At 72.4% G+C, this 22,361-nt stretch carries 20 protein-coding genes; 10 read left to right on the top strand and 10 right to left on the bottom strand.

The annotated features are described in order from the left end of the window. Positions 1–81 precede the first annotated feature (81 nt). The 7 genes from ACTWLT_RS22180 to ACTWLT_RS22150 form a co-directional block, all read right to left on the bottom strand. Complete coding sequence (locus ACTWLT_RS22180; RefSeq protein ID WP_252416017.1) at positions 82–762, bottom strand: response regulator; 681 nt, start codon at positions 760–762, stop codon at positions 82–84. Further along, positions 759–3,311, bottom strand: coding sequence for a sensor histidine kinase (locus tag ACTWLT_RS22175; protein ID WP_445320039.1), 2,553 nt, complete (start codon positions 3,309–3,311; stop codon positions 759–761). Before ACTWLT_RS22175 ends, ACTWLT_RS22180 begins: the two co-directional genes overlap by 4 nt. A gap of 72 nt (positions 3,312–3,383) precedes the next feature. After that, the gene (locus ACTWLT_RS22170) at positions 3,384–4,265 is read right to left on the bottom strand and encodes a potassium-transporting ATPase subunit C (RefSeq protein ID WP_445320038.1); all 882 of its coding nucleotides are present in this window, start codon (positions 4,263–4,265) and stop codon (positions 3,384–3,386) included. Beyond that, on the bottom strand, positions 4,265–6,460 hold the full coding sequence (gene kdpB / locus ACTWLT_RS22165) for a potassium-transporting ATPase subunit KdpB (RefSeq protein WP_445320037.1): 2,196 nt from the start codon (positions 6,458–6,460) through the stop codon (positions 4,265–4,267). The genes ACTWLT_RS22170 and kdpB overlap by 1 nt, the downstream gene beginning before the upstream one ends. A gap of 20 nt (positions 6,461–6,480) precedes the next feature. Next, positions 6,481–8,136: a potassium-transporting ATPase subunit KdpA gene (kdpA, locus tag ACTWLT_RS22160; protein WP_445320036.1), complete on the bottom strand. Its 1,656-nt coding sequence runs from the start codon at positions 8,134–8,136 to the stop codon at positions 6,481–6,483. Further along, on the bottom strand, positions 8,136–8,225 hold the full coding sequence (gene kdpF / locus ACTWLT_RS22155; protein WP_036390805.1) for a K(+)-transporting ATPase subunit F: 90 nt from the start codon (positions 8,223–8,225) through the stop codon (positions 8,136–8,138). Before kdpF ends, kdpA begins: the two co-directional genes overlap by 1 nt. Positions 8,226–8,557: 332 nt before the next feature. Next, positions 8,558–9,598, bottom strand: coding sequence for a TRM11 family SAM-dependent methyltransferase (locus ACTWLT_RS22150; RefSeq protein ID WP_445320035.1), 1,041 nt, complete (start codon positions 9,596–9,598; stop codon positions 8,558–8,560). A gap of 72 nt (positions 9,599–9,670) precedes the next feature. Here ACTWLT_RS22150 and ACTWLT_RS22145 point away from each other — a divergent pair, with 72 nt between their 5' ends. Then, positions 9,671–10,477: a zf-HC2 domain-containing protein gene (locus ACTWLT_RS22145; RefSeq protein WP_445320034.1), complete on the top strand. Its 807-nt coding sequence runs from the start codon at positions 9,671–9,673 to the stop codon at positions 10,475–10,477. A 10-nt stretch (positions 10,478–10,487) separates the two neighbouring features. Here ACTWLT_RS22145 and ACTWLT_RS22140 read toward each other — a convergent pair whose 3' ends face one another. Further along, entirely contained in the window at positions 10,488–11,132 is a 645-nt protein-coding gene (locus tag ACTWLT_RS22140) for a TetR/AcrR family transcriptional regulator (protein ID WP_445320033.1), read from the bottom strand. Positions 11,133–11,516: 384 nt separating this feature from the next. On the opposite strand from ACTWLT_RS22140, the gene ACTWLT_RS22135 reads away from it, so the two are divergent. From ACTWLT_RS22135 to ACTWLT_RS22100, 8 genes are all read left to right on the top strand, one after another. Beyond that, positions 11,517–12,683 carry an acyl-CoA dehydrogenase family protein gene (locus tag ACTWLT_RS22135; protein WP_445320032.1) on the top strand — a complete coding sequence of 389 codons (1,167 nt, stop codon included), beginning with the start codon at positions 11,517–11,519 and terminating at the stop codon, positions 12,681–12,683. Further along, entirely contained in the window at positions 12,673–13,887 is a 1,215-nt protein-coding gene (locus ACTWLT_RS22130; RefSeq protein WP_445320031.1) for an acetyl-CoA C-acetyltransferase, read from the top strand. The genes ACTWLT_RS22135 and ACTWLT_RS22130 overlap by 11 nt, the downstream gene beginning before the upstream one ends. Positions 13,888–13,901: 14 nt before the next feature. Next, complete coding sequence (locus ACTWLT_RS22125) at positions 13,902–16,061, top strand: 3-hydroxyacyl-CoA dehydrogenase NAD-binding domain-containing protein (RefSeq protein ID WP_445320030.1); 2,160 nt, start codon at positions 13,902–13,904, stop codon at positions 16,059–16,061. Continuing rightward, positions 16,058–17,188, top strand: coding sequence for a CaiB/BaiF CoA transferase family protein (locus ACTWLT_RS22120; protein ID WP_445320029.1), 1,131 nt, complete (start codon positions 16,058–16,060; stop codon positions 17,186–17,188). The genes ACTWLT_RS22125 and ACTWLT_RS22120 overlap by 4 nt, the downstream gene beginning before the upstream one ends. 154 nt (positions 17,189–17,342) lie before the next feature. Continuing rightward, on the top strand, positions 17,343–17,801 hold the full coding sequence (locus ACTWLT_RS22115; RefSeq protein WP_445320028.1) for a hypothetical protein: 459 nt from the start codon (positions 17,343–17,345) through the stop codon (positions 17,799–17,801). Positions 17,802–17,805: 4 nt separating this feature from the next. Further along, on the top strand, positions 17,806–18,147 hold the full coding sequence (locus ACTWLT_RS22110; RefSeq protein ID WP_445320027.1) for a WXG100 family type VII secretion target: 342 nt from the start codon (positions 17,806–17,808) through the stop codon (positions 18,145–18,147). Further along, entirely contained in the window at positions 18,131–19,210 is a 1,080-nt protein-coding gene (locus ACTWLT_RS22105; protein ID WP_445320088.1) for an IQM protein middle domain-containing protein, read from the top strand. Before ACTWLT_RS22110 ends, ACTWLT_RS22105 begins: the two co-directional genes overlap by 17 nt. A 15-nt stretch (positions 19,211–19,225) precedes the next feature. Beyond that, positions 19,226–19,495 carry a hypothetical protein gene (locus ACTWLT_RS22100; RefSeq protein WP_445320026.1) on the top strand — a complete coding sequence of 90 codons (270 nt, stop codon included), beginning with the start codon at positions 19,226–19,228 and terminating at the stop codon, positions 19,493–19,495. A gap of 34 nt (positions 19,496–19,529) precedes the next feature. Here ACTWLT_RS22100 and ACTWLT_RS22095 read toward each other — a convergent pair whose 3' ends face one another. Together ACTWLT_RS22095 and ACTWLT_RS22090 are read right to left on the bottom strand one after the other, a co-directional pair. Next, positions 19,530–20,279, bottom strand: a complete 750-nt coding sequence (locus ACTWLT_RS22095) for a cytochrome c oxidase assembly protein (protein ID WP_445320025.1) — start codon at positions 20,277–20,279, stop codon at positions 19,530–19,532. 128 nt (positions 20,280–20,407) lie between these two features. Continuing rightward, entirely contained in the window at positions 20,408–20,899 is a 492-nt protein-coding gene (locus ACTWLT_RS22090; RefSeq protein ID WP_445320024.1) for a DUF2243 domain-containing protein, read from the bottom strand. Positions 20,900–21,098: 199 nt separating this feature from the next. Between ACTWLT_RS22090 and ACTWLT_RS22085 the strand changes: the two genes are divergently transcribed. Beyond that, positions 21,099–22,361 carry a DUF2786 domain-containing protein gene (locus tag ACTWLT_RS22085; RefSeq protein WP_445320023.1) on the top strand — a complete coding sequence of 421 codons (1,263 nt, stop codon included), beginning with the start codon at positions 21,099–21,101 and terminating at the stop codon, positions 22,359–22,361.

Genomic DNA, 22,361 nt, shown 5'->3' with positions numbered 1-22,361 from the left:
CGGTGAGGGGGACGGTTACAGAAGCACGCCGCTGCCGCTGCGAACGAAATTCTTCAATCTCTGCCGGCGGGTGTCAACGGGTCAGGGGCGGTAGCGGTAACCCATTCCCGGCTCGGTGATGAGGTGCCGGGGGCGGGCCGGGTCGTCCTCCAGCTTGCGCCGGAGCTGCGCCAGGTACTGGCGCAGGTAGTTGGTCTCGTTCTGGTACTCCGGGCCCCACACGTCCTGGAGGAGCTGACGCTGGCTGACCAGCTTGCCGGGGTGGCGCAGCAGCTTCTCCAGCACACTCCACTGGGTGGGGGTCAGCTTGACCTCGGTGCCGTCGTCCCGCCGCACGCTGTGGTCGGCCAGGTCGACCGTGTGCTGGCCGATCCGCAGCGCGGGCACCGCCTCGCTGGGCGTGCCGAGGCGCCGGGTGACCGCCCGGATGCGGGCCAGCAGTTCCTCCACCCCGAACGGCTTGGTGACGTAGTCGTCCGCGCCGGCGTCGAGCGCGGCGACCTTGTCCTCGCTGCCGGCCCGCCCGGAGAGCACGATGATCGGTACGTCCGTCCAGCCGCGCAGGCCGCGGATGACCTCCACCCCGTCGATGTCCGGCAGGCCGAGGTCGAGCACCACCAGATCGGGTGGGTGGCTGGCGGCGGCCTTCAGCGCGGCGGCCCCGGTGCCGGCGACGTCCACGTCGTACCGGCGGGCGCGCAGGTTGATCCGCAGGGCACGCAGGATCTGCGGCTCGTCGTCGACGACCAGGATGCGGGTCATTCCTGCGGCCCTTCCGAGCTGCTCTGCGTCGCGGCAGGCAGCCGCAGCACCATCGTGAGCCCACCGCCGGGGGTGGTCTCGGGGGTGATGCTGCCACCCATCGCCTCGGCCAGACCCCGGGACAGGGCAAGCCCGAGGCCGACGCCGGTCTGGTTGTCCCGGTCGCCGAGGCGCTGGAACGGCAGGAAGACGTGCTCCCACTGGTCCTCCGGGATACCCGGTCCACGGTCGATGATCCGCAGCTCCACCTGGCCGGCGTGGGCGCTCGCGGTGACCGTGGGCGGCTGCCCCGGCGGGCTGTAGCGCAGCGCGTTCGCGATGACGTTGACCAGGACCCGTTCCAGCAGGCCCGGGTCGGCGGTGGCGGCGGGCAGGTCGGCCGGGATGTCGGTGCCGACGGCGGCGGCGGGTGGCCCGATCTCGTCCAGCGCCCGGGGTACGGCGTCCTCCAGGCCGACCGCGGTCGCCGCGATGCCCAGGACGCCGGCCTGGAGCCGACTCATGTCCAGCAGGTTGCCGACCAACCGGGCGAGCCGGTCCAACGACTCCTCGGCGGTCTCCAGCAGCTCCTCGCGGTCCTGCTCGTCGAACTCGATGTCGTGGCTGCGCAGGCTGGTCACGGCCGCCTTCGCCGAGGCCAGCGGGGTACGCAGGTCGTGGCTGACCGCGGCGAGCAGCGCGGTACGCATCCGGTCCGCCGCGGCGAGGGGCCGGGCGGTGGCCGCCTCCTCGGCGAGCCGTTCCTGGCGCAGCGCGACGGCGGCCTGAGCGGCGAACGCCTCGACGATCCGCCGGTCGGCGGCCTCCAGCCGGCGGCCGCTGAGCACGACGGTGATCCGTTCGTCGACCGGCACCGCCGTCTCGCCCTCGTCAGGGGTGCAGGCCGGACGGTCACCGACGCTGGCGACCACGCACCAGGCGTGCTCCTCGCGGGCCCGCTCCGGGCGCCCACTGGCCTCCTCGGCCAGCTCCAGCACGCTCACCGCGCGCAGCCCGAAGGTCTCCCGGAGCTGATCCAGCAGGGCGGGCAGGGGACGTTCGCCGCGCAGCACGCCACCGGCGACGGCGGCGAGGGTCTGCGCGTCCGCGGCGGCACGGGCGGCCTCCCGGGTCCGCCGGGCGGCCACGTCGACGATCCAGCTCACCGCCAGCGCCACGCCGACGAAGACGGCCAGGGCGAGCAGGTTGTCCGCCTCGGCGATGGTCAACGTGCGGTACGGCGGGGTGAAGAACCAGTTGAGCAGCAGCGAGCCGCCGAGCGCGGCGACCAGGGCCGGCCAGAGCCCGCCGACCAGCGCGACGCCGACGACCCCGGCGAGGAAGAGCAGGATGTCGTTGGTCAGCGTCAGGTCGGGCAGCGTCCTCAGCAGCAGGGTGAGCAGTGGCATGCCGAGCACGGCCAGGCCGAACCCGAGCAGCCGCCGGCGCCGGGACAGGGCCGCCGGCACCGCCGCCGCCCGGCGACCCTTGCCGGCCTGCTTGTGGGTGACCAGGTGCACGTCGATCGACCCGGAGAGCGCGGTGGTGGTCACCCCGACGCCCCGGGCGAAGATCTGCGCGAGGCGGCCCCGCCGGCTGGCGCCGAGCACCAACTGGGTGGCGTTCACCCCCTGGGCGAAGTCCAGCAGCGCGGCCGGCACGTCGGTGCCGAGCACCTGGTGGTACGTGCCGCCCAGACTCTCGACCAGCACCCGCTGGCGGGCCAGTTGGGCCGGGTCGGCGCCGGCCAGGCCGTCGCTGCGCGCCACGTGCACGGCGAGCAGGTCGGCGCCCTTGCTGCGGGCCGCGACCCGGGCCGCGCGCCGGATCAGCGTCTCGCCCTCCGGGCCACCGGTCAGTGCCACCACGACCCGTTCCCGGGCCTCCCAGGTGGCGGCGATGCCCTGCTGGCTGCGGTACCGGTCGAGCTGCTCGTCGACCTTGTCGGCCAACCAGAGCAGCGCCAGCTCGCGCAGCGCGGTGAGGTTGCCGACCCGGAAGTAGTTGCCCAGCGCGGCGTCGATCTTGTCGGGGCGGTAGATGTTGCCGTGCGCCATCCGTCGGCGCAGCGCCTCGGGGGTCATGTCGACCAGCTCGACCTGCTCGGCCGCGCGGACGATCTCGTCCGGCAGGGTCTCCCGCTGGGTGGTGCCGGTGATCTGGGCAACCACGTCGTTGACCGATTCCAGGTGCTGCACGTTGACCGTGGACAGCACGTCGATTCCCGCGTCGAGCAGCTCCTGGACGTCCTGCCAGCGCTTGTCGTGCCGGGACCCGGGCACGTTGGTGTGCGCCAGCTCGTCGACCACCGCGATCTCCGGCCGGCGGGCCAGCACCGCGTCCAGGTCCATCTCGGTGAACTCGACGCCGCGGTAGGTCATCGTGCGGCGAGGCACCTGCTCCAGGTCGCCGAGCATGGCCGCGGTGTGCTGGCGGCCGTGGGTCTCGACGAAACCGATCACCACGTCGGCGCCGCGCGCGGCCCGCCGCTGGGCCTCCTCCAACATGGCGTACGTCTTACCGACGCCGGGGGCGGCCCCGAGGTAGATGCGCAGTTCTCCGCGTGGCACGGGGACCATCCTCCCTGGTCAGATCGGCGGGCGGGGCCGCGCCCGGATGGCACGGCCCCGCCCGAGGTGCGCTCAGCGTGCGGCGAACTGCTTGTCGAGGGCGATGTTGAGTTCCAACACGTTGACCCCGGGCTCGCCCATGAAGCCGAGCCCGCGCCCGTCGGTGTGCTCCTCGACCAGCTTGCGGACCGCCGCCGGGTCCGCGCCGCGCTCGCGCGCGACCCGGTTCACCTGCAACTCGGCGTACGCCGGGCTGATCTGCGGGTCGAGGCCGCTGCCGCTGGCGGTGACCGCGTCGGCGGGCACGGCCGGCTCGGCGGGCGCGCCGCCGCGGATCGGGGTGACCACCCCGCCGGCGGCCACGTAGTCCTCACCGGGCTGGGCCAGCTCCACCGGCACCCCCTGGTACTCGGTGACGAACGGCGTGGCCGGGGCGGCCTGGTTGACGCTGACCACCCGGGTGACCGGGCCGGTCAGACCGCCGGCGCGGAAGACGGCGAGCACGGCGCCCACACCGTCGTCGGTGCAGTAGGGGCGTCGGCCGTCGACGCCGTTGAGCTCGCCGACCTCCCTGCTTCGCCCGCACACCTGGGTGAGCAGGCTCTCGCTGGATTCCTCCGGGTCGGTGGCGAGGGTGTCGACCACACTCTCCGGTCCCAGGTTGCTGGCCGAGGTGGAGGTCGGGTCGTAGCCGTCGCCGGCGGCGGACGGGCGGGACTGGAAGTACCGCGGGACGGGGTTGCCGTCGGCGTCGGTGAAGGACTGGCCGATCAGCGCGCTGCCGACCGTCGTGCCGCCGGCGTCGATCAGCGAGCCGTCGGCCTTGTGGTTGAGGCCGGGCAGCTGGCCGACGGCGACCAGGGCCAGCGGGTAGACCAGCCCGAGCAGCACCGTGAAGACGAGCAGGGCGCGCAGGGCGGCGAGGTGTTGGGCGAGCCAGGTGGGTAGGCGCATCACGAAATCCCCGGGATGAACTGGATGAGCAGGTCGATGATCTTGATCCCGATGAACGGCACGATGATGCCGCCCAGTCCGTACAGCAACAGGTTGCGGCTGAGCAGCTTCGACGCGGCCGCCGGCCGGTACCGCACGCCGCGCAGGGCGAGCGGGATCAGCGCGATGATCACCAGGGCGTTGAAGATGACGGCGGCCAGGATCGCCGACTCCGGGCTGGACAGCCGCATGATGTTCAGCGCGTCCAGGCTCGGGTAGAGGCCGGCGAACATGGCCGGGATGATCGCGAAATACTTCGCGATGTCGTTGGAGATGCTGAACGTCGTCAGGGCACCACGGGTGATCAGCAACTGCTTGCCGATCTCCACGATCTCGATCAGCTTGGTCGGGTCGGAGTCGAGGTCGACCATGTTGCCGGCCTCCTTGGCGGCCGACGTGCCGGTGTTCATCGCCACGCCGACGTCGGCCTGCGCGAGCGCCGGAGCGTCGTTGGTGCCGTCGCCGGTCATCGCGACCAGCCGGCCACCCTCCTGCTCCCGCTTGATCAGCGCGAGCTTGTCCTCCGGCGTCGCCTCGGCCAGGAAGTCGTCCACCCCGGCCTCGTCGGCGATCGCCTTCGCGGTACGCGGGTTGTCACCGGTGATCATCACGGTCCGGATGCCCATCCGGCGCATCTCGTCGAACCGCTCCCGCATGCCGGACTTGACGACGTCCTTGAGGTGGATGACGCCGAGCGCACGGGCCGGTTCGCCGTCGACGTGCTCGGCGACGACCAGCGGGGTGCCGCCGGTGCCACTGATCGCGTCCACGATCTCGCCGACCTGCTCGGTCGGGTGGCCGCCGTTCTCCCGTACCCACTTCATCACGGCGGCGGCGGCGCCCTTGCGGACCCGGCGTGCCGTGTCGACCGCGCCGCCGTCCACGCTGGCGTCCGGGGCCATGTCGACGCCGCTCATCCGCGTCTGCGCGGTGAACGGTACGAAGGTGGCGTGCGGCATCACGCCGGGCTCGCGCTCGCGCAGCCCGAACTCGTTCTTCGCCAGTACCACCACCGAGCGCCCCTCGGGGGTCTCGTCGGCGAGGCTGGACAGTTGAGCGGCGTCGGCCAGGGTCGCGGCGGTGACCCCTTCGACGGGTACGAACTCGGCGGCCTGCCGGTTGCCCAGTGTGATGGTGCCGGTCTTGTCCAACAGGAGGGTGTTCACGTCACCGGCCGCCTCGACGGCCCGGCCGCTCATGGCCAGCACGTTGCGCTGCACGAGCCGGTCCATACCGGCGATGCCGATGGCGGAGAGCAACGCGCCGATAGTGGTGGGGATGAGACACACCAGCAGCGAGATCAGCACGATCCCGCTGACACCGGCGTCGGTGATCGCACCGCTGTCGGGCGCCGCGGCCTGATACGCCTTGGAGAAGATGGCCAGCGGCTGAAGGGTGACCACGGCCAGCAGGAAGATGATCGTGAGCGCGGCGAGCAGGATGTTCAGCGCGATCTCGTTCGGCGTCTTCTGCCGGTTGGCACCCTCGACCAGGGCGATCATCCGGTCGATGAAGCTCTCCCCCGGCTTCTGGGTGATCTTCACGACGATCCGGTCGGAGAGCACCTTCGTGCCACCCGTGACCGCGCTGCGGTCGCCGCCGGACTCCCGGATGACCGGGGCCGACTCGCCGGTGATGGCCGACTCGTCGACGCTGGCGATGCCCTCGACGATGTCGCCGTCACCGGGGATGATGCCGCCGGCCTCGACCAGCACGATGTCGCCCTGGCGCAGTTGCGGCGCCGGCACCGCCTCGTCGGTGTAGGCGTTGGCCCGGGCACCCGGCGTCCAGCCGATCAGCCGGGTGGCGATGGTGTCCTGCTTGGCCTGCCGCAACGCGGCGGCCTGGGCCTTGCCCCGGCCCTCCGCGACCGCCTCGGCCAGGTTGGCGAAGAGCACGGTCAGCCACAGCCAGATGGTGATCGCCCAGGCGAACACCGACGGGTCGGTCACCGCCAGGACGGTGGTGAAGGCCGCTCCGACCTCCACGATCAGCATCACCGGGTTGCGCCACAGGGTGGTCGGGTTGAGCTTGCGCAGGGCGTCCGGCAGGGACCGGATCAGCTGCTGGGGGTCGAGCAGTCCCCCACCGACCCGGTTGCCGTGGGTGGCTGGGGTACCGGGGAGTTGCTCTGTTGGGGCGGACGTGACGGACATGTCCTCGTTCCTCATGGTGGTCAGAGCCCTTCTGCCAGCGGGCCGAGCGCGAGTGCGGGCAGGAAGGTCAGCGCGACGAGGACCACCGTGACGCCGACGACCATGCCGATGAACAGCGGTCGGTGGGTCGGCAGGGTGCCCTCGGACGCGGGGGTGGGTGCCTGGCGGGCCAGTGAGCCGGCCAACGCGAGCACGAAGATGATCGGGAGGAATCGGCCGAACAGCATGCACAACCCGAGCGCGGTGTCCCACCAGGTGGTGTTGACCGTGATTCCGCCGAAGGCGGAGCCGTTGTTGTTGCTGGCCGAGGTGAACGCGTAGAGCACCTCGGAGAGGCCGTGCGGCCCGACGTTGAGCGCGGTGGAGTTGTTGCCGGTGGCGAACGCGGCCGCCGTACCGACGAGCACCAGGATCGGCGTGATCAGGAAGTAGAGCGAGGCGAACTTGATCTCTCGCGAGCCGATCTTCTTGCCCAGGTACTCCGGGGTCCGGCCGACCATCAGGCCGGCCACGAAGACGGTGATCACCGCGAGGATGAGCAGGCCGTAGAGACCAGAACCCGTACCGCCCGGGGCGACCTCGCCGAGCATCATGTTGACCATCGTCATCATGCCGCCGAGCGGGGTGAACGAGTCGTGGAACGAGTTCACCGCCCCGGTCGAGGTCAGCGTCGTGGCGGCGGCGAAGGTGGCCGAGTTCGACACGTCGAACCGCACCTCCTTGCCCTCCAGGGCGGCGCCGACCGCCTGCGGCACGGTGCCGTGGCCGGCCAACTCGAAGACGTTGGTGATGACCACACTGGCGAACGCGAGAATGCCCATCACCGCGGCGATGGCGTAGCCCTGGCGGTTCTGCCCGACCATCCGGCCGAAGACCCGGGGCATGCTGAACGGGATCAGGAAGATCAGGAAGATCTCCAGCCAGTTCGTCCACGTGGTCGGGTTCTCGAACGGGTGGGCGCTGTTGACGTTGTAGAAGCCGCCACCGTTGGTACCCAGCTCCTTGATCACTTCCTGGCTGGCCACCGGACCACCGGTGACGGTCTGTGAGCCACCGGTCAGCGTGGTCACGTCGGTGCCGCCGGAAAGGTTCTGCACCACCCCGCCGAGCATCAGCGCGAGGGCGCCGAGCACCGCGATCGGCAGCAGGATCCGCAGCGTGATCCGGATCAGGTCGACCCAGAAGTTGCCCAACTGCCCGGTGCGGCTGCGGGCGAAGCCACGCACCAGCGCGACCGCCACCGCGATGCCGACCGCCGCGGAGACGAAGTTCTGCACCGCCAGGCCGGCCATCTGCACCAGGTGACCCATGGTCGACTCACCCGAGTACGACTGCCAGTTGGTGTTGGTCACGAACGAGACGGCGGTGTTCCACGCGCCGTGCGGCACGACCGGGTCGAAGCCCAGCGACAGCCAGAGGTGGTTCTGCACCCGCTGGAACAGGTAGAGGAACAGGATCGAGACCGCGGAGAACGCCAGCACGCTGCGGGCGTACACACCCCAGGTCTGCTCGGCGGCCGGGTTGACCCCCACCAGGCGGAAGATTCCCCGCTCGACCCGGGACTGCCGGGTGCCGGAGACCGCCCGGAACATGTAGTCACCGAACGGCTTGTAGACGGCTACCAGGGCCGCCACCAGCGTCAACACGAAGATGACGCCCGCTGTCGTCATGGTCATCAGAAGCGCTCCGGAAACAACAGGGCGAACACCAGGAACGCGCCCAGGACGATCGCGAGCACCAGGCCGACGGCATTGACCGCGTTCACAGCTTCTCCACCGCCCGGACCACCAGGGCGAGCACTGCGAACAGCGCCACCGTCAGGATCACGAACACCACGTCAGACACGCTGACTCCTCATACCGGAAAGGTTCGTCGCGACCGCCTCCCGGTCGCGCCGGGCAATCAAAGCCCCGTCACCCAGCCAGCGACAGGGGTCATAACGCGACCATGACGGCGGCGGACCTTTTCTTGACGTGGTTTTCACACCTGCCCCCTGAACAGGTGAAATGCGGCACAGAGCAGGGCTGAGGGCACGCGGAAGTGACCGTCGGCGACCCAGCTGGGATGGCTGCCGCGGAGTGGTACGGGTGGGAGGCGCTAGGCCGGGCGGCGGGCCACCAGCACGTCCCGCATGATCGACTGGTCCACCCGGTGCCGCAGCGCCTGGTAGGGCTCCGCGTCGACCACGGTCAGGCCGGCCGCGGTCAGCGCCTCGGCGGCGTCGTCCCGGCTGGCGACGTGGGTGTTCCAGGAGATACCGAGCGCGCCGCCGGGGCGCAACAACCGGGCCCAGACCGGCACTGCGTCCGCGAGCAACGCCAGCGGGTCGCGGGCCAACCCATGGTCGGCGGTACGACTGCCGTGCTGGACGCCGTACGGGGCGTCGGCGACGACCAGGTCGACGGTCTCCGGCCGGAAGAACTCCCCGGCCCGCGTGGTGTCGGCGTTGACCACGTCCAGCAGTTGCAGGTTGCCGGCCTTGTGCTCCTCGCGGGTCGGCGCCAGCTCAATCCGTACCCGCCGGCCGACCACCTTGCGCTCCCGACGCACCGGCCCCGACTCCAGCACCCGGTGCTTGATCCGCTTCTGCTTCAGCCAGGTGGTGACGAACGCCCGGTACGCCTCGACGTCCTTCTGGTCACGCTCGATCCCGGCGGCGTCGAAGCCGTACATCAGCGCCTGGTTCAGGCTGGTGCCCCGACCGCAGAGCGGGTCGAGCACCCGGAACCGGCGGCTGGTCATCTCGGCGGCCCAGTCCGAGGCGAGCAGCGTGACGTTGAGCAGCAGCTTGGTGAACTGCTCGTTGGTCTTGCCCGGGTACTTCTGAATGGTGATCAGGTCGTCGTCGTAGCGGTCCAGCTGGCTCCACTCGATAGGCCGCAGCAGCTCGCCGACGATCTCGAACAGCGCGTACCCGGCGGAGAGATTGCCCAGGACGCCCAGGTCCCGCTCGGTCAGCCCGTCGCCCGTGAAGGTGAGGTAGGTGGCCCCACCGACGGTCGTCGTGTCCAGCTCGCCGACCCGGCCGTCGAGCGCGGACCGACCGAAGATCTCCAGCTCGGCCCGGGTGAGGTCGATGGCGGAGCGGGCGTACACCCGGTTGGTGGAGGGCAGGATGAGCAGGCCGTAGCGGTTCATGATCGGCCGAGTATTCCACAACCGGCCGCTGCCGCCGGGAACCGGAGTGGCGGCCGGACCGACTACCCGTACATGGGGTGTGAGCAGTGGCGGGAGGTCCTGTCGGCGCAGTTGGACGGCGAGGAGACCGCCGAGGAACGGGCGGCGGCGCAGGGGCACCTCGACGGGTGCGCCGAGTGCCGAGGCTGGTTCACGGCGGCGGCCGCGGTGACGCGCCGGGCGCGTACCCGGTTGGTCACCGAACCGCCCGACCGGACCGAGACGATCCTCGCGGCCGTCGCTACCGCGCCGCCGGCCCCCAGGTCACGGTGGCGGTGGCGGCCGGGGGCGGCCCAGCGCAGCCGGCTGGTCGTCGGGCTGCGCGCGGCGCTCGGCCTGCTCGGCGCCGTGCAGCTGGTTCTCGGCCTGGCTCAGGTGGGCCGTGGCGCGGCCTCCGATCACCTGCACCCGGCCGGCCAGCACCTGTGGCACGAGTCGGCCGCCTGGAACGTGGCGGTGGGTGCCGGCTTCCTCTTCGTGGCGGTACGCCGCAGCCCGCCGGCCGGCCTGCTGCCGATGCTCAGCGCGTTCGTCGGCACGCTGCTGCTGCTCTCGGTCAACGACCTGGCCACCGGGACGGTGAGCGGGGAACGACTGGTCAGCCACGGGTTCCTGGTGGTCGGCTATCTGATCACCGTGCTGCTGTCCCGGCCCGGCCTGCGTCCCGGAGGCCCCGCTCCACAGCGGCAGTCGACGCCGTCGCGCTGGCGGTTCCGCGCCGACGAGGTCGACCCGCCTCTGCGGGTGGTCCGTTCCGAGCCCCACCCGGCGCAGGCCGCCGATCGCCACGCCGCCCCGGCAGCGCGTACCGGTCCTGCCGGCAACCGCCGCGCCGCCTGAGCGGGCTCCCTCAGCCCTGCGGCCGACTCGTGTCGTCGCCGGCGATGACCTGCGGGATGACCTGTTCGACGATGGTCAGCAGGGTGGTGGTGAGCAGCAGGTGCACCTGGGCTCGGGTCAGCGCGCCACGCTGGAGCCACTCGCGGGCGGTCGACGTGGCCAGCCCGCCGTACGCCCGGACCATGCCGCGCAGCTCCTCGCGGTGCTCCGCCTCGTCGGCCAGGCCGACGGCGACCAGCATCCGGTCCGCGGCCACCTCCTCGGCCTCGGCGAGCACCCGCTCCACGTCGGCGTCGCCGCCCATCCCGCGCGCGGTGACGGCCGCCAGCCAGGAGGTGCTGTGCCGGGACACCACGTCGAGGAACCAGGTGACGCTGGCGTCGACCCGGGTCCGTAGATCACCCTTGGGCAACCGCTCGAGGGCGACCTCGGGGATGGTCACCATGACCCGGACGACCTCCAGGTAGAGGTCCTTCTTGGTGCCGAAGTAGTGGTTGACCAGGCCGCGCGCGACGCCGGCCTCCCGGGCGATGTCGGTGGTCGAGACGTCCGGGTACGCGCCCTCGCCGAACAGCCGGACCGCGCAGGCCAGGATCTGCCCACGCCGCGCATCCGGCTCCAGCCGGCGGCGGCGCGGCGCGGTCTCGACACTCATCTGCTCGACCCTATCGGCAGCTCACCGTCGCGGCCCAGGCTCGGGCACCGGCACAGGGCGTCGACCTGCCCACACGCAGAGTTGGACCCATTCGTCGTCACGAGCCCTCACCATGGGTCACCTCCGCGCCGAGGCCCCTGACCTCCACCTTCCCTTTGCTCTGCTTCACCCCGCGCAACACCGGCCGTGAGCAGGTGTTGTGCCGCCGCCGGCAGGTGAGTCGCCAGGTTGCCAGGATGAGCGCACGGTAACTGTTGCATCCGTTGAAGCAGAGCAAAGGACGGGAGGGTGGGAGGGGCCGGCATAGGGAATCGTCACGTTGTGTCACAGGCTGTTGATCGAGACTTATTGACATGCCGTCAACAGCGCGCCAGGGTGGTGCACATGCCGACGCTCCCATCCGACGGTCCCCCCTCGCCCTGGCGCGAACCGGAGCACGACGACCTGGCCGACCTGGCCCGCACCTTCTTCACCAAGGAGGTGCTGCCGCACGCCGAACGCCTGCTGGCGCAGGGCCACCCGGACCGCGAGCACTACCGGCGCGCCGGGGAACTGGGCCTGCTCGGCCTGTCCGTCCCGGAGGAGTACGGCGGCGGTGGCGGCGGGTTCACCCACGAGGCGGTGATGCTGCACGAGCAGGCGTACACCGGGGAGAGCAGCCTCGGACTGGCCGTCCACAGTGGCATCGTCACCGGCTACCTGGTGGCGTACGGCAGCGAGGAGCAGAAGCGGCGCTGGCTGCCCGGCCTGTGCAGCGGTGAGCTGGTCGGCGCGATCGCGATGACCGAGCCGGACGGCGGCTCGGACCTCCAGGCGATGCGCACCCGGGCGGTCCGCGACGGCGACGACTACGTGGTCACCGGCGCGAAGACGTTCATCACCAACGGCGGTCTGGCCGACCTCATCATCGTGGCCGTGAAGACCGACCCCGAGCAGCGGGCGGCCGGTGTCTCGTTGCTGGTCTGCGAGGTGGGCGACGACCCGGAGGGCTTCCGCCGGGGCCGACTGCTGTCCAAGATCGGGCTGCACGCCAACGACACGGCCGAGCTGTTCTTCGACGAGTTCCGGGTGCCGGCGGCAAACCTGCTCGGCGGGGCCGAAGGGCTGGGTTTCATCCAGCTCATGCAGCAACTCCCCCAGGAACGGCTGGTGATCGGCGTCGGCGCGGTCGCCGCCATGGAACGGGCGGTCGAGCTGACCGTCGCGTACGCCAAGGAGCGCACCGCCTTCGGCAAGCCGCTGATGGGCCACCAGAACACCCGGATGGTGCTCGCCGAGTGCGCCACCCGCACCCGGGTCAGCCGGGTCTTCCTGGACGACTGCATCGTCCGGCACACGCGCGGCGACCTGGACGTGGCCACCGCGGCGATGGCGAAGTCGTGGCTCACCGACGGGCAGTGCGAGGTCGTCGACCGGTGCCTGCAACTCTTCGGCGGCTACGGCTACACCACCGAGTACCCGATCGCCCGGATGTACGCCGACGCCCGCGTCCAGAAGATCTACGGCGGCACCAACGAGATCATGAAGGAGCTGATCGCCCGTGCCCTCTGAGGCGTACGTCTATGACGCGGTCCGCACCCCGCGCGGACGCGGCCGGGACACCGGCGCGCTGCACGGGGTCAAGCCGATCTCCCTGGTGGTCGGCCTGATCGACGCGCTGCGCGAGCGCAACCCCGGCCTGGACGTCAACCGGCTGGAGGACCTGTTGCTCGGCATCGTCACCCCGGTCGGCGAGCAGGGCGGCGACCTGGCACGCGCGGCGGCACTGCTGGCCGGGCTGCCCGACCAGGTGGGCGGGGTGCAGCTCAACCGGTTCTGCGCCTCCGGGTTGGAGGCGGTCAACTCCGCCGCCGCACGGATCCGCTCCGGTTGGGAGCACCTGCTGCTGGCCGGCGGGGTCGAGTCGATGTCCCGGGTGCCGATGGGCTCCGACGGCGCGGCCTGGGCCACCGACCCGCAGACCGCCCTGGCCACGTCGTTCGTGCCGCAGGGCGTCAGCGCCGACCTGATCGCGACCTTGGAGGGGTTCACCCGCGACGACGTGGACGGCTATGCCCTGCGCTCGCAGGAGCGGGCCGCCAAGGCGTGGGCCGGCGGGCACTTCGCCCGCTCGGTGGTGCCGGTCCGCGACGGGAACGGGCTGGACATCCTCACGGTGGACGAGCACCCCCGCCCGGAGACCACCCGGAAGGCGCTGGCCCGGCTCACCCCGTCCTTCGCCACCATGGGCGAGGCCGCCGGGTTCGACGCCGTCGCGTTGCAGAAGTTCCACTGGCTGGAGGCGATCGAGCACGTCCACCACGCCGGCAACTCGTCCGGCATCGTGGACGGCGCCGCGCTGGTGCTGATCGGCTCGGCTGACGTCGGCCGGGACCTCGGCCTCACCCCGCGCGCCCGCATCGTCGGCGCGGCGGTCACCGGTGCCGACCCGACACTGATGCTGACCGGCCCGATCCCCGCCACCCACAAGGCCCTCGCCGTCGCAGGGCTGACCCTCGCCGACATCGACCTGTTCGAGATCAACGAGGCGTTCGCCGCGGTGGTGCTCAAGTACGTCCGTGACCTGGGCCTGGACCCGGACCGGGTGAACGTCAACGGCGGCGCGATCGCTCTCGGCCACCCGCTCGGCGCCACCGGCGCCATGCTGCTCGGCACCGCGTTGGACGAGTTGGAGCGGCGCGACCTGCGCCGCGCCGTGGTGACCCTCTGCATCGGCGGCGGCATGGGCGTCGCCACCGTCATCGAGCGCTGCTGACCCGGAGGACGATCATGACCACCACCATCCGGTACGACCGCGGCGCCGACGGCATCGTCACGCTCACCCTGGACGACCCCGACCAGTCCGCCAACACCATGAACCGAGCGTACGCCGCGTCGATGAGTGCCGTACTCGATCGGTTGGAAGCCGAGCGCGACGACCTGACCGGTGTCATCGTGACCAGCGCGAAGTCCACCTTCTTCGCGGGCGGCGACCTGTCGGAGATGGCCCGGGCGACCCGCGAGGACGCTCCCGCGCTGGCCGAGCTGCTCGGCACCATCAAACGGGACCTGCGCCGTCTGGAGACGCTCGGCCGGCCGGTGGTCGCCGCGGTCAACGGCTCGGCGCTCGGAGGCGGCCTGGAGATCGCACTCGCCTGCCACCACCGGATCGCGCTGGACGCGCCCGGCAGCCGCCTCGGCCTGCCCGAGGTGACCCTGGGCCTGCTGCCCGGTGCCGGCGGCGTCACCCGGACCGTACGGATGCTCGGCCTTGCCGGGGCGCTGACCACGGTGCTGCTCACCGGCCGGCGGATGCGCCCGGCCGACGCCCTGGCCGCCGGACTGGTCGACGAGGTGGTGGCCACCCCGACGGAGCTGCTGGACCGGGCCCGGGCCTGGATCGCTGCCAACCCGCGCCCGACCCAGCCGTGGGACCGGCCGGACTACCGGATGCCCGGGGGCACCCCGGCCAGCCGGTCACTGGCCGCTCAACTGCCGGCCTTCCCGGCGACCCTGCGCAAGCAGCTCAAGGGTGCCCGGCTGCCCGCGCCGGAGGCGATCCTGGCGACCGCCGTCGAGGGTGCCCAGGTCGACCTGGAGACCGCGTTCACCGTGGAGACCCGGCACCTGATCGGCCTGCTCACCGGACAGGTCGCCAAGAACATGATCGGCGCGTTCTTCTTCGACCTGAAGGCCGTCAACGGCGGTGCCGCCCGACCGTCAGGAGTGGACGTGGCGCCGGTGCGCCGGGTGGCGGTGCTCGGCGCCGGCATGATGGGCGCGGGCATCGCGTACGCCTGCGCCAGCGCCGGTCTGGACGTGGTGGTCAGGGACGTCTCGCCGGAGGCCGCGGGCCGGGCCCGGGAGCACGCCCAGCGGCTGCTGGCCCGCAAGGTCCGCAAGGGCCGCGCGACGGAGTCGGACGCCCGGGCCGTGCTCGACCGGATCACCACCACCGACCAGGTGGACGCGCTGGCCGGCTGCGACGCGGTGATCGAGGCGGTCTTCGAGGACCCGGACCTGAAGCGGACCGTCTTCGCCGAGGTGCTGCCGGTGCTGGCGCCGGACGCGCTGCTCGCCTCCAACACCTCCACCCTGCCGATCACCGGGCTGGCCGCCGGGGTGGACCGGCCGGCCGATGTCATCGGCATGCACTTCTTCTCCCCCGTGGACCGGATGCCGCTGCTGGAGATCGTGGTCGGCGAACAGACCAGCGACGCCGCGCTGGCCCGGGCGTTCGACCTGGGTCGGCGGATCGGCAAGACCCCGATCGTGGTCAACGACGGGCGGGGCTTCTTCACCAGCCGGGTCATCGGCCGGTTCATCGACGAGGCGGTCGGCATGGTCGCCGAGGGTGTGCCGGCCGCGTCGGTGGAGCAGGCCGCCCTGCAGGCCGGCTACCCGACCGGGCCGCTCGCGCTGGCCGACGAGGTGAGCCTCACCCTGATCCAGCGGATCCGCCGGCAGTTCGAGGCCGCCGGCGAGGGCTTCGTGCCACTGCCCGCGCACCGGCTGGTGGACGAGCTGGTCGACGCGTACGACCGGACGGGGCGTGCCGTCGGGCGCGGCTTCTACTCCTACGACGACGGCACCCGGGGCCGGCTGTGGACCGGTCTGGCCGACCTGGTCACCGACGCGGGCCGCGCGGTGCCGTTCACCGATCTGCAGGAGCGGATGCTCTTCGCCGAGGCCCTCGACGCGCTGCGCTGCCTGGACGAGGGGGTGCTGCGCACCGAGACCGACGCGAACATCGGCTCGATCTTCGGCATCGGCTTCCCGGCCTGGACCGGCGGGGTGATCCGCTACGTCCGGCAGTACGCGGGCGGCCCGGCCGGGTTCGCGGCCCGCGCCACCGAGCTGGCCGCCCGCTACGGCGACCGGTTCACGCCCCCCGCCGACCTCGCCGACCGGCTCGCCCCCCGCACCACCGAGCCGGCGAGCGCCGCGTGACGGCCGACGAGCCGGCGCGCGGCGGGCCGCTGGCCGGGGTACGCGTGGTCGAGCTGGCCAGCCTCGCCCCCGCGCCGTTCGGCTGCATGGTCCTCGCCGACCTCGGCGCGGAGGTGGTGCGGGTGGACCGGCCGGGTGGCCCGGGTGCGGGGCGGTTGGCCGCGCCGACCGGCGGTCCGTTGCAGCGCGGCCGGCGGGTCACCACGCTGGACCTGAAGTCCCCGACCGGGGTGGCCGACCTGCTGCGCCTGGTCGACCGGGCGGACGTGCTGGTCGAGGCGTACCGGCCGGGCGTTGCCGAGCGGTTGGGATTCGGGCCGGAGGTCTGCCGTGCCCGCAACCCCCGGCTGGTGTACGCGCGGATGACCGGCTGGGGTCAGGACGGGCCGCTGGCACACCGGGCCGGGCACGACATCGACTACATCGCGGTCGCCGGTGCGCTGGAGCCCCTGGGCCGCGCCGGCGAACGCCCGTACGCGCCGATGAACCTGCTCGGCGACTTCGGCGGAGGTGGAATGCTGCTCGCCGTGGGAGTGCTGGCCGCGCTGTTGGAACGGGAACGCTCCGGCGCCGGTCAGGTCGTCGACGCGGCGATGGTGGACGGCTCCGCGCTGCTCACCTCGTTCCTGCACGGGCTGCTCGGCACCGGCCTGTGGGCCGCCCCGCGCGGGGGCAACATGTTCGACGGCGGTGCGCCGTTCTACGACACGTACCGCACGGCCGACGGCGGCTTCATGGCCGTCGGCGCGATGGAACCGGCCTTCTACGCCGTGCTGCTGTCCGGCCTCGGCCTCGCCGACGAGCCGGATCTGCCCGCCCAGTACGACCCGAGCGGCTGGGACGAGCTGCGCCGCCGGTTCACCGAGCGCTTCGCCGAACGGAGCCGGGACGAGTGGACGGCCGTCTTCGCCGACCTGGACGCCTGCGTCGCGCCGGTGCTCGCCCCCCGCGAGGCACACCGGCATCCGCACAACGCCGCTCGGGGCACCTTCGTCGACGTGGGCGGCGAGATCCAGCCGGCCCCGGCACCCCGCTTCGACCGGACACCCACCGGCCGACCAGCCCCGGCGCCGGACCCGGAGCGGGACGTCCTGCCGGTCGACACGATCCTCGACGACTGGCAGTGACCCGCAGCGGGGATGGCCGTCACCCGCCATCCCCATTCGAGGCGCGACGGCCGTCGGTTTGGTCCACACAGGACTTCGGGGGCCGCGACGGCGGGTGCGGCGTTGGTACTGTCGCTCACCCGGGAAGAGGACTGCGACTCGTAGGGGGACGAACATGGCGAGCGGGATCGATCCGTCGGGCCTGAGTCGCTCGCTGGAAGAGGCGATGCGACTGCTGAGCCAGGCCACGGGTTCCGCGGTGGCACAGCCGGGCGGGGCCGACGAGCAGAGCGGGCCCGCCGTGCCGGTTGCCGAGCAGATGGTGGGGCGGGGCACCGGGGGTGACGGTCTCGTCGAGGCCGAGGTGTCCGCCTTCGGCGGCCTGGAGACTCTGGTGATCGACGCGAGCCTGTCCCGCGCCGGCACCAGAGCGATCGCCGAGTACGTCCTGGAGGCGGTCAGGGCGGCACAGGCCGACGAGCGCGCCCGGCGTGCCGAGCTGACGGCCGCCGCCGGCGCCGACAGCGTGGCCCTGACCCGGCAGCTCGAACGTGTCTCGGCGGACGCGTTCCGCGGGTTCGAGCAGATGATCGGCGACCTGGACGCAGTCACCCGCCGGATGGACCGACGCTGAGCTTATGTCCGACGGGATTGAGGTCGACGTCGATGCCCTCCATGCCGCTGCGGGGTCGCTCGCGGCCATCGGCCAGCAGTTGGGCGCGGAGATCGCCAGCCTCGAGTCGACGGTGAACGGCGCGGGTAATCCGTGGGGCGCCGACGAGGCGGGCTCGCTCTTCGGAGCCGTGTACGTCGAGGTCCTGACGCACGCGCTCGACGTCTACCGGTCGATGGCGGATCAGTTGCTGGAGGCCGCCGGGAACCTCGACCTCAGTGCCGACGCACACGAGGCGACCGAGACGGCCAACGCGGAACTCTTCACGAGGATGGAGCTGCCCGGTGGGTATGCAGCTACCTCCTGAACTCGTCGAGGCTCTGGGCTGGGTCGGCTTCACCTGGCCGACCGCCGACGAGGAGTTGCTGTTCGAGGCGTCGCAGTTGTGGTTCGCGTTCGCCGGCCGGCTGCGTACGACGCTCGCGGAGGCGGATGCCGGCGCGGCGAAGGTCGGCGCGACCAACAGTGGGGACGACGTCCGCGCCTTCGAGCAGGTGTGGCGTAGCGAGGAGGGTGCGCCGCGCCGGATGGAGGACGGCGCGCAGGCGGCCGAGCTGATCGGCATGGCGTTACTGGTGATGGCCATCATCACCCTCACGCAGAAGATCCTCGTCATCGTCCAGCTGACGATCCTCGTGGTGCAGGTGGCGATCGCGCTGGCGGCGGCGGCTCCCACCCTCGGCGCCTCGCTGGCCCAGATCCCCGTCTCGATCGGCCTGGCCCGGATGGCGATCCAACGGATCATCAAGGAGGTCGTCGAACGGGTCGTCAAGGAGATCGTTCCCCGGTTGCTGAAGCGGGCGAAGACGCTGTTGCGCCGGTTCACCCGCAAGGGCCCGGGACGGGGCGGCCCGGCACGACCGGGGGTGCCCGGCCCGCACACCACGCCCCGCTACCACAACACGAAGCCGATGCTCGACAAGTACCGGAACGAGCACCTGCCGGGAGGGCACTTCCCGACGGCGGTGCGCCGGCTCAGTCCCGAGGAGCTGGAACAGCACCGGGTGTTCTTCGACGGCAACGGCGTCCTGCGCAGCGCACGCAACGGCGAGCCGTTCGACACCTCGAGCGCCCAGACCGTGTTCAGCGGCAACGGCCAGGCGATCTTCGTGATGGACCGGAACGGCAACCTGTACGCGTCGAACTACCAGAAGGTCGGCGACTTCCACCACTCGACGCTGGGCAACGGGCAGCCGGTCGCGGCGGCGGGCGAGCTGGTCGTCAAGGACGGTAGGGTCCAGTACGCGACGGCGCGCAGCGGTCATTACCAGCCCGACGTGAGCCACATGGGCAACCTCGACGCCGAGTTCAAGCGCAACGGCCTCAGTGGCGTCCCGATCCACGCCTGGGACGGGAGCCAGATCTTCTAGGGGAGTCGAACGAGCATGGGTACGGACAGCTGGAAGGGCCACGTCAACGGGATCCTCTACGGGGTCCAGTTCGACCGGACGCTCGACGACACGGTGGTGACCCGGGTCGCCGACGGGGTGGTCGGCGGGCTCTACCCGGGGGACCGGGCCGAGACGCTGGACGCGCTCGACCAGGCGCTGCGCTACTCGGGCCCCCTCAACGACCAGGCCGAGACGCACCACAGCGAGGAGAGCATCCGCGCCTTCCTCGGTCGGCTCTCCACCGCCCTCGCGGCGCGCGGCTGAGCGACGAGCGCACCGGTCCCCGAGTCGAGCGGGATCAGGCCCGCGTGGGCGGGGATGGGGTCGGCGCCGGGCCGAGCGTGCGGGACCTCGTGGCCGGGCGGAGGGTGCGCGGTGTCCGGCGGTGGTACCAGGTGGCGAAGAGGGCAACGGCGAGCAGCAGCTCGGCGACGTCGCCGCCGTAGTACATGAGCTGGGCGGCGGACCGAAACGCCGCCGGGTCGGGGTCGGTCAGCCCGGGCGGCAGGGTGCCGGCGTGCGCGTAGAGGTACTTGGCGAGCGCGGCGTGCCCGGCCGCGGCGCCCAGCAGCGCGCCGACCCGCACGGCCAGCCCGGGGCGTCGTGGCGCCGGGTCCGGCCCGGCCAGCGACCAGGCGAACAGGTACCCGGCGGCCAGGTAGTGCAGGTGCAGCGCGTGGTGCAGGGCGGGCTGGCGCTCCGCCGCCGCGTACAGCGGGGTGAGCAGCACCAGCGCCAGCCCACCGGTGCTCAGCAGGGCCGCCATGATCGGATGCGCGAGCAGGTGCACCGGGCGCGCGCGCAGCAGCCGGCCGATCAACCGGCGCGTGGGCGTGGTCGAGATCCGCAGCAGCAGGGTCACCGGGGCGCCGAGCACCAGCCCGAGCGGGGCCAGCATGCCGAGCAGCAGGTGCTGCACCATGTGTCCGCGCGGGTCGTCGGGGAGCTGTGCGAGCGGCCCGACCCCGACCGCCAGCACGGCACACCCGGCCAGCCAGGCGGCGCTGCGCCGATGGTCCCAGCCGCGGGTGTCTCGCGCGGCGGCCACGAGATAGCCACCGGCCAGCAGGCCGACCGCCGCGAGTGGGAACCAGCCCGGGCCATCGGCCGCCGCGTGCCCATGCTTCCCGTGAGCGACCACTGGCGACGCAAGCCACGCCGGGGCGAGCGTCGCTGTCACCGCTGGCCGTCGCGTGACCGTCGGGACCGCGCCCGCCACACCAGAGCAGCGCCCGCCAGCAGCAACACCGCGCCCCCCACGTTCCAGAGCACGTCGTACGGCACCAGGTGCACGCCGTAGCGGATCTGGTGCAGCCGGAGCACCTTGTGGTCGACCAGCCCGTCGAAGACCTGGAATCCCCCGGCGCCGAGCAGGAAGCCGCCCCAGGCGTGCCGGGTCGCCAGAGCCGCCCTCCGGCGCAGGTCGGCGAACCAGACGAACCCGGCGACCAGGCCGATCAGCTCGGCGGCGTGCAGCAGCCCGTCGGAGAGCAGTGCCACCGACGGGGTAGACCGGTCGTAGAAGTGGTGCCAGGCCAGTAGCTGGTGGAAGACGATCTCGTCCACCGCGGCCATCACCGCGACCCCGATCAGGGCACCGGCGAGGAGGGAGGAGCGGACGTCCGGCACGGCGGCGGTGCGCGCGTCCGGCGGGCGGGGACCGGCCATCTCACACCTCCCATCGCCTGGGCCTGTTCCGAAACTACCCTGATAGGAACGAAAGGTGCACATGGTGCGACGACATCCCCGTTCGGCGCCCCGGAGGCGGCTACCGGCATGATCATGGAACGGGGGCGGCCGGAGCCACGCCCGGTAGCGGGATCCGCCCGACCCACGCCGGCAGCGGAAGCCACAGGAGGAGGTGCCCGTGCCGGACGCGGACGAACTGGTCGCCGAGGCGCTCGCGGCGGTGCGCGGCACCGACGTACGCCAGGCCGAACGGCAGCTGGACCGTCTGATGGTCGGCACCGGGACGGCGGACGGCACGGCGGCGGTGGACCTGGCGCTGCTGCGTCGCCTGGTCCGCGGCGTGGGCCGGCTCTGGCCACGCGGCTGGCAACCCGCCGACCTGGACCGTCTCACCACCCGGCGGCTCGGCCCCCGCCACGCCCGGCTGGTCCGAGACGCGATGGCCGGCCAGCGGCGCGAGCAGCCCGGGCCGGTCCCGGCCTGGTGGGACGAGCAGCTACGCGAGCTGGCCGCCGAGGTCTGGTGGGACGACGACCGGGGCGTGCTGGCCGGCTGGTCCGCCCGGGAAGGGCTGGACCGGGTCGACGCGCTGCGCGCGGCGGTGGACGCCCTCGTGCTGGTGGAGAGCCTGCCGCCGATCGCGGTGCTGCGCCCGCCACCCGGCACGACCGGTGCGGCGACCGCCCGCCGACCGGCCGGCGGTGCCAGTCGCAGCGGGTCGGGGATGCTCGACCGCGTACGGGCGCTGCTGGCCAAGGCCGAGTCGACGACCTTCCCGGCCGAGGCGGAGGCGTTGACCGGCAAGGCACAGGAGCTGATCGCCCGGCACAGCATCGACGAGGCGCTGCTCGCCGCCGGGGCTGAGCGCGGCGACGTGCCCGGCGGGGTGCGCCTGGGCACCGACGCCCCGTACGCGGGGGCCAAGGCCCTCCTGGTGCAGGAGGTGGCGGCGGCGAACCGGTGCGAGGCGGTCTGGTCCGACGACCTCGGTTTCGCCACCGTGCTGGGCTGGCCGGCCGACCTGGTGGCCGTGGAGCTGCTGTACACCTCTCTGCTGGTCCAGGCCACCGCCGCGATGCTGCGCGGACGCGCCGAGCGGCGGCCGGGGGCCGGCCGGCGGACCCGGGTCTGGGACGAGTCGTTCCTCAACGCGTTCGCGCTGCGGATCGGCGAGCGGCTGCGGGCGGCCACCGAGGCGGCGGACCAGGCGGCGGCCGAGACGGCCGGTCCCGAGCGGCTGCTGCCGGTGCTCGCGGCGCGCGGCGAGGCGGTCCGGGAGCGGCTGGACACGCTCTTTCCCGGTGTCACCCGGCACCGGCTCAGCGTCCGCGACGCCGAGGGCTGGTCGTCCGGCACCTCGGCGGCGGACCGGGCGTCACTGGACGTCGGCGGGAAGCGGCCGCCACCCCGACAGGTGCCCGGCCGGCCCGACCCGCGCTGA

This window comes from Micromonospora yongxingensis, from assembly GCF_052601155.1.
The sequence above is the reverse complement of the archived record's forward strand: the minus strand, read 5'-3'. Positions and strand labels throughout refer to the sequence as shown.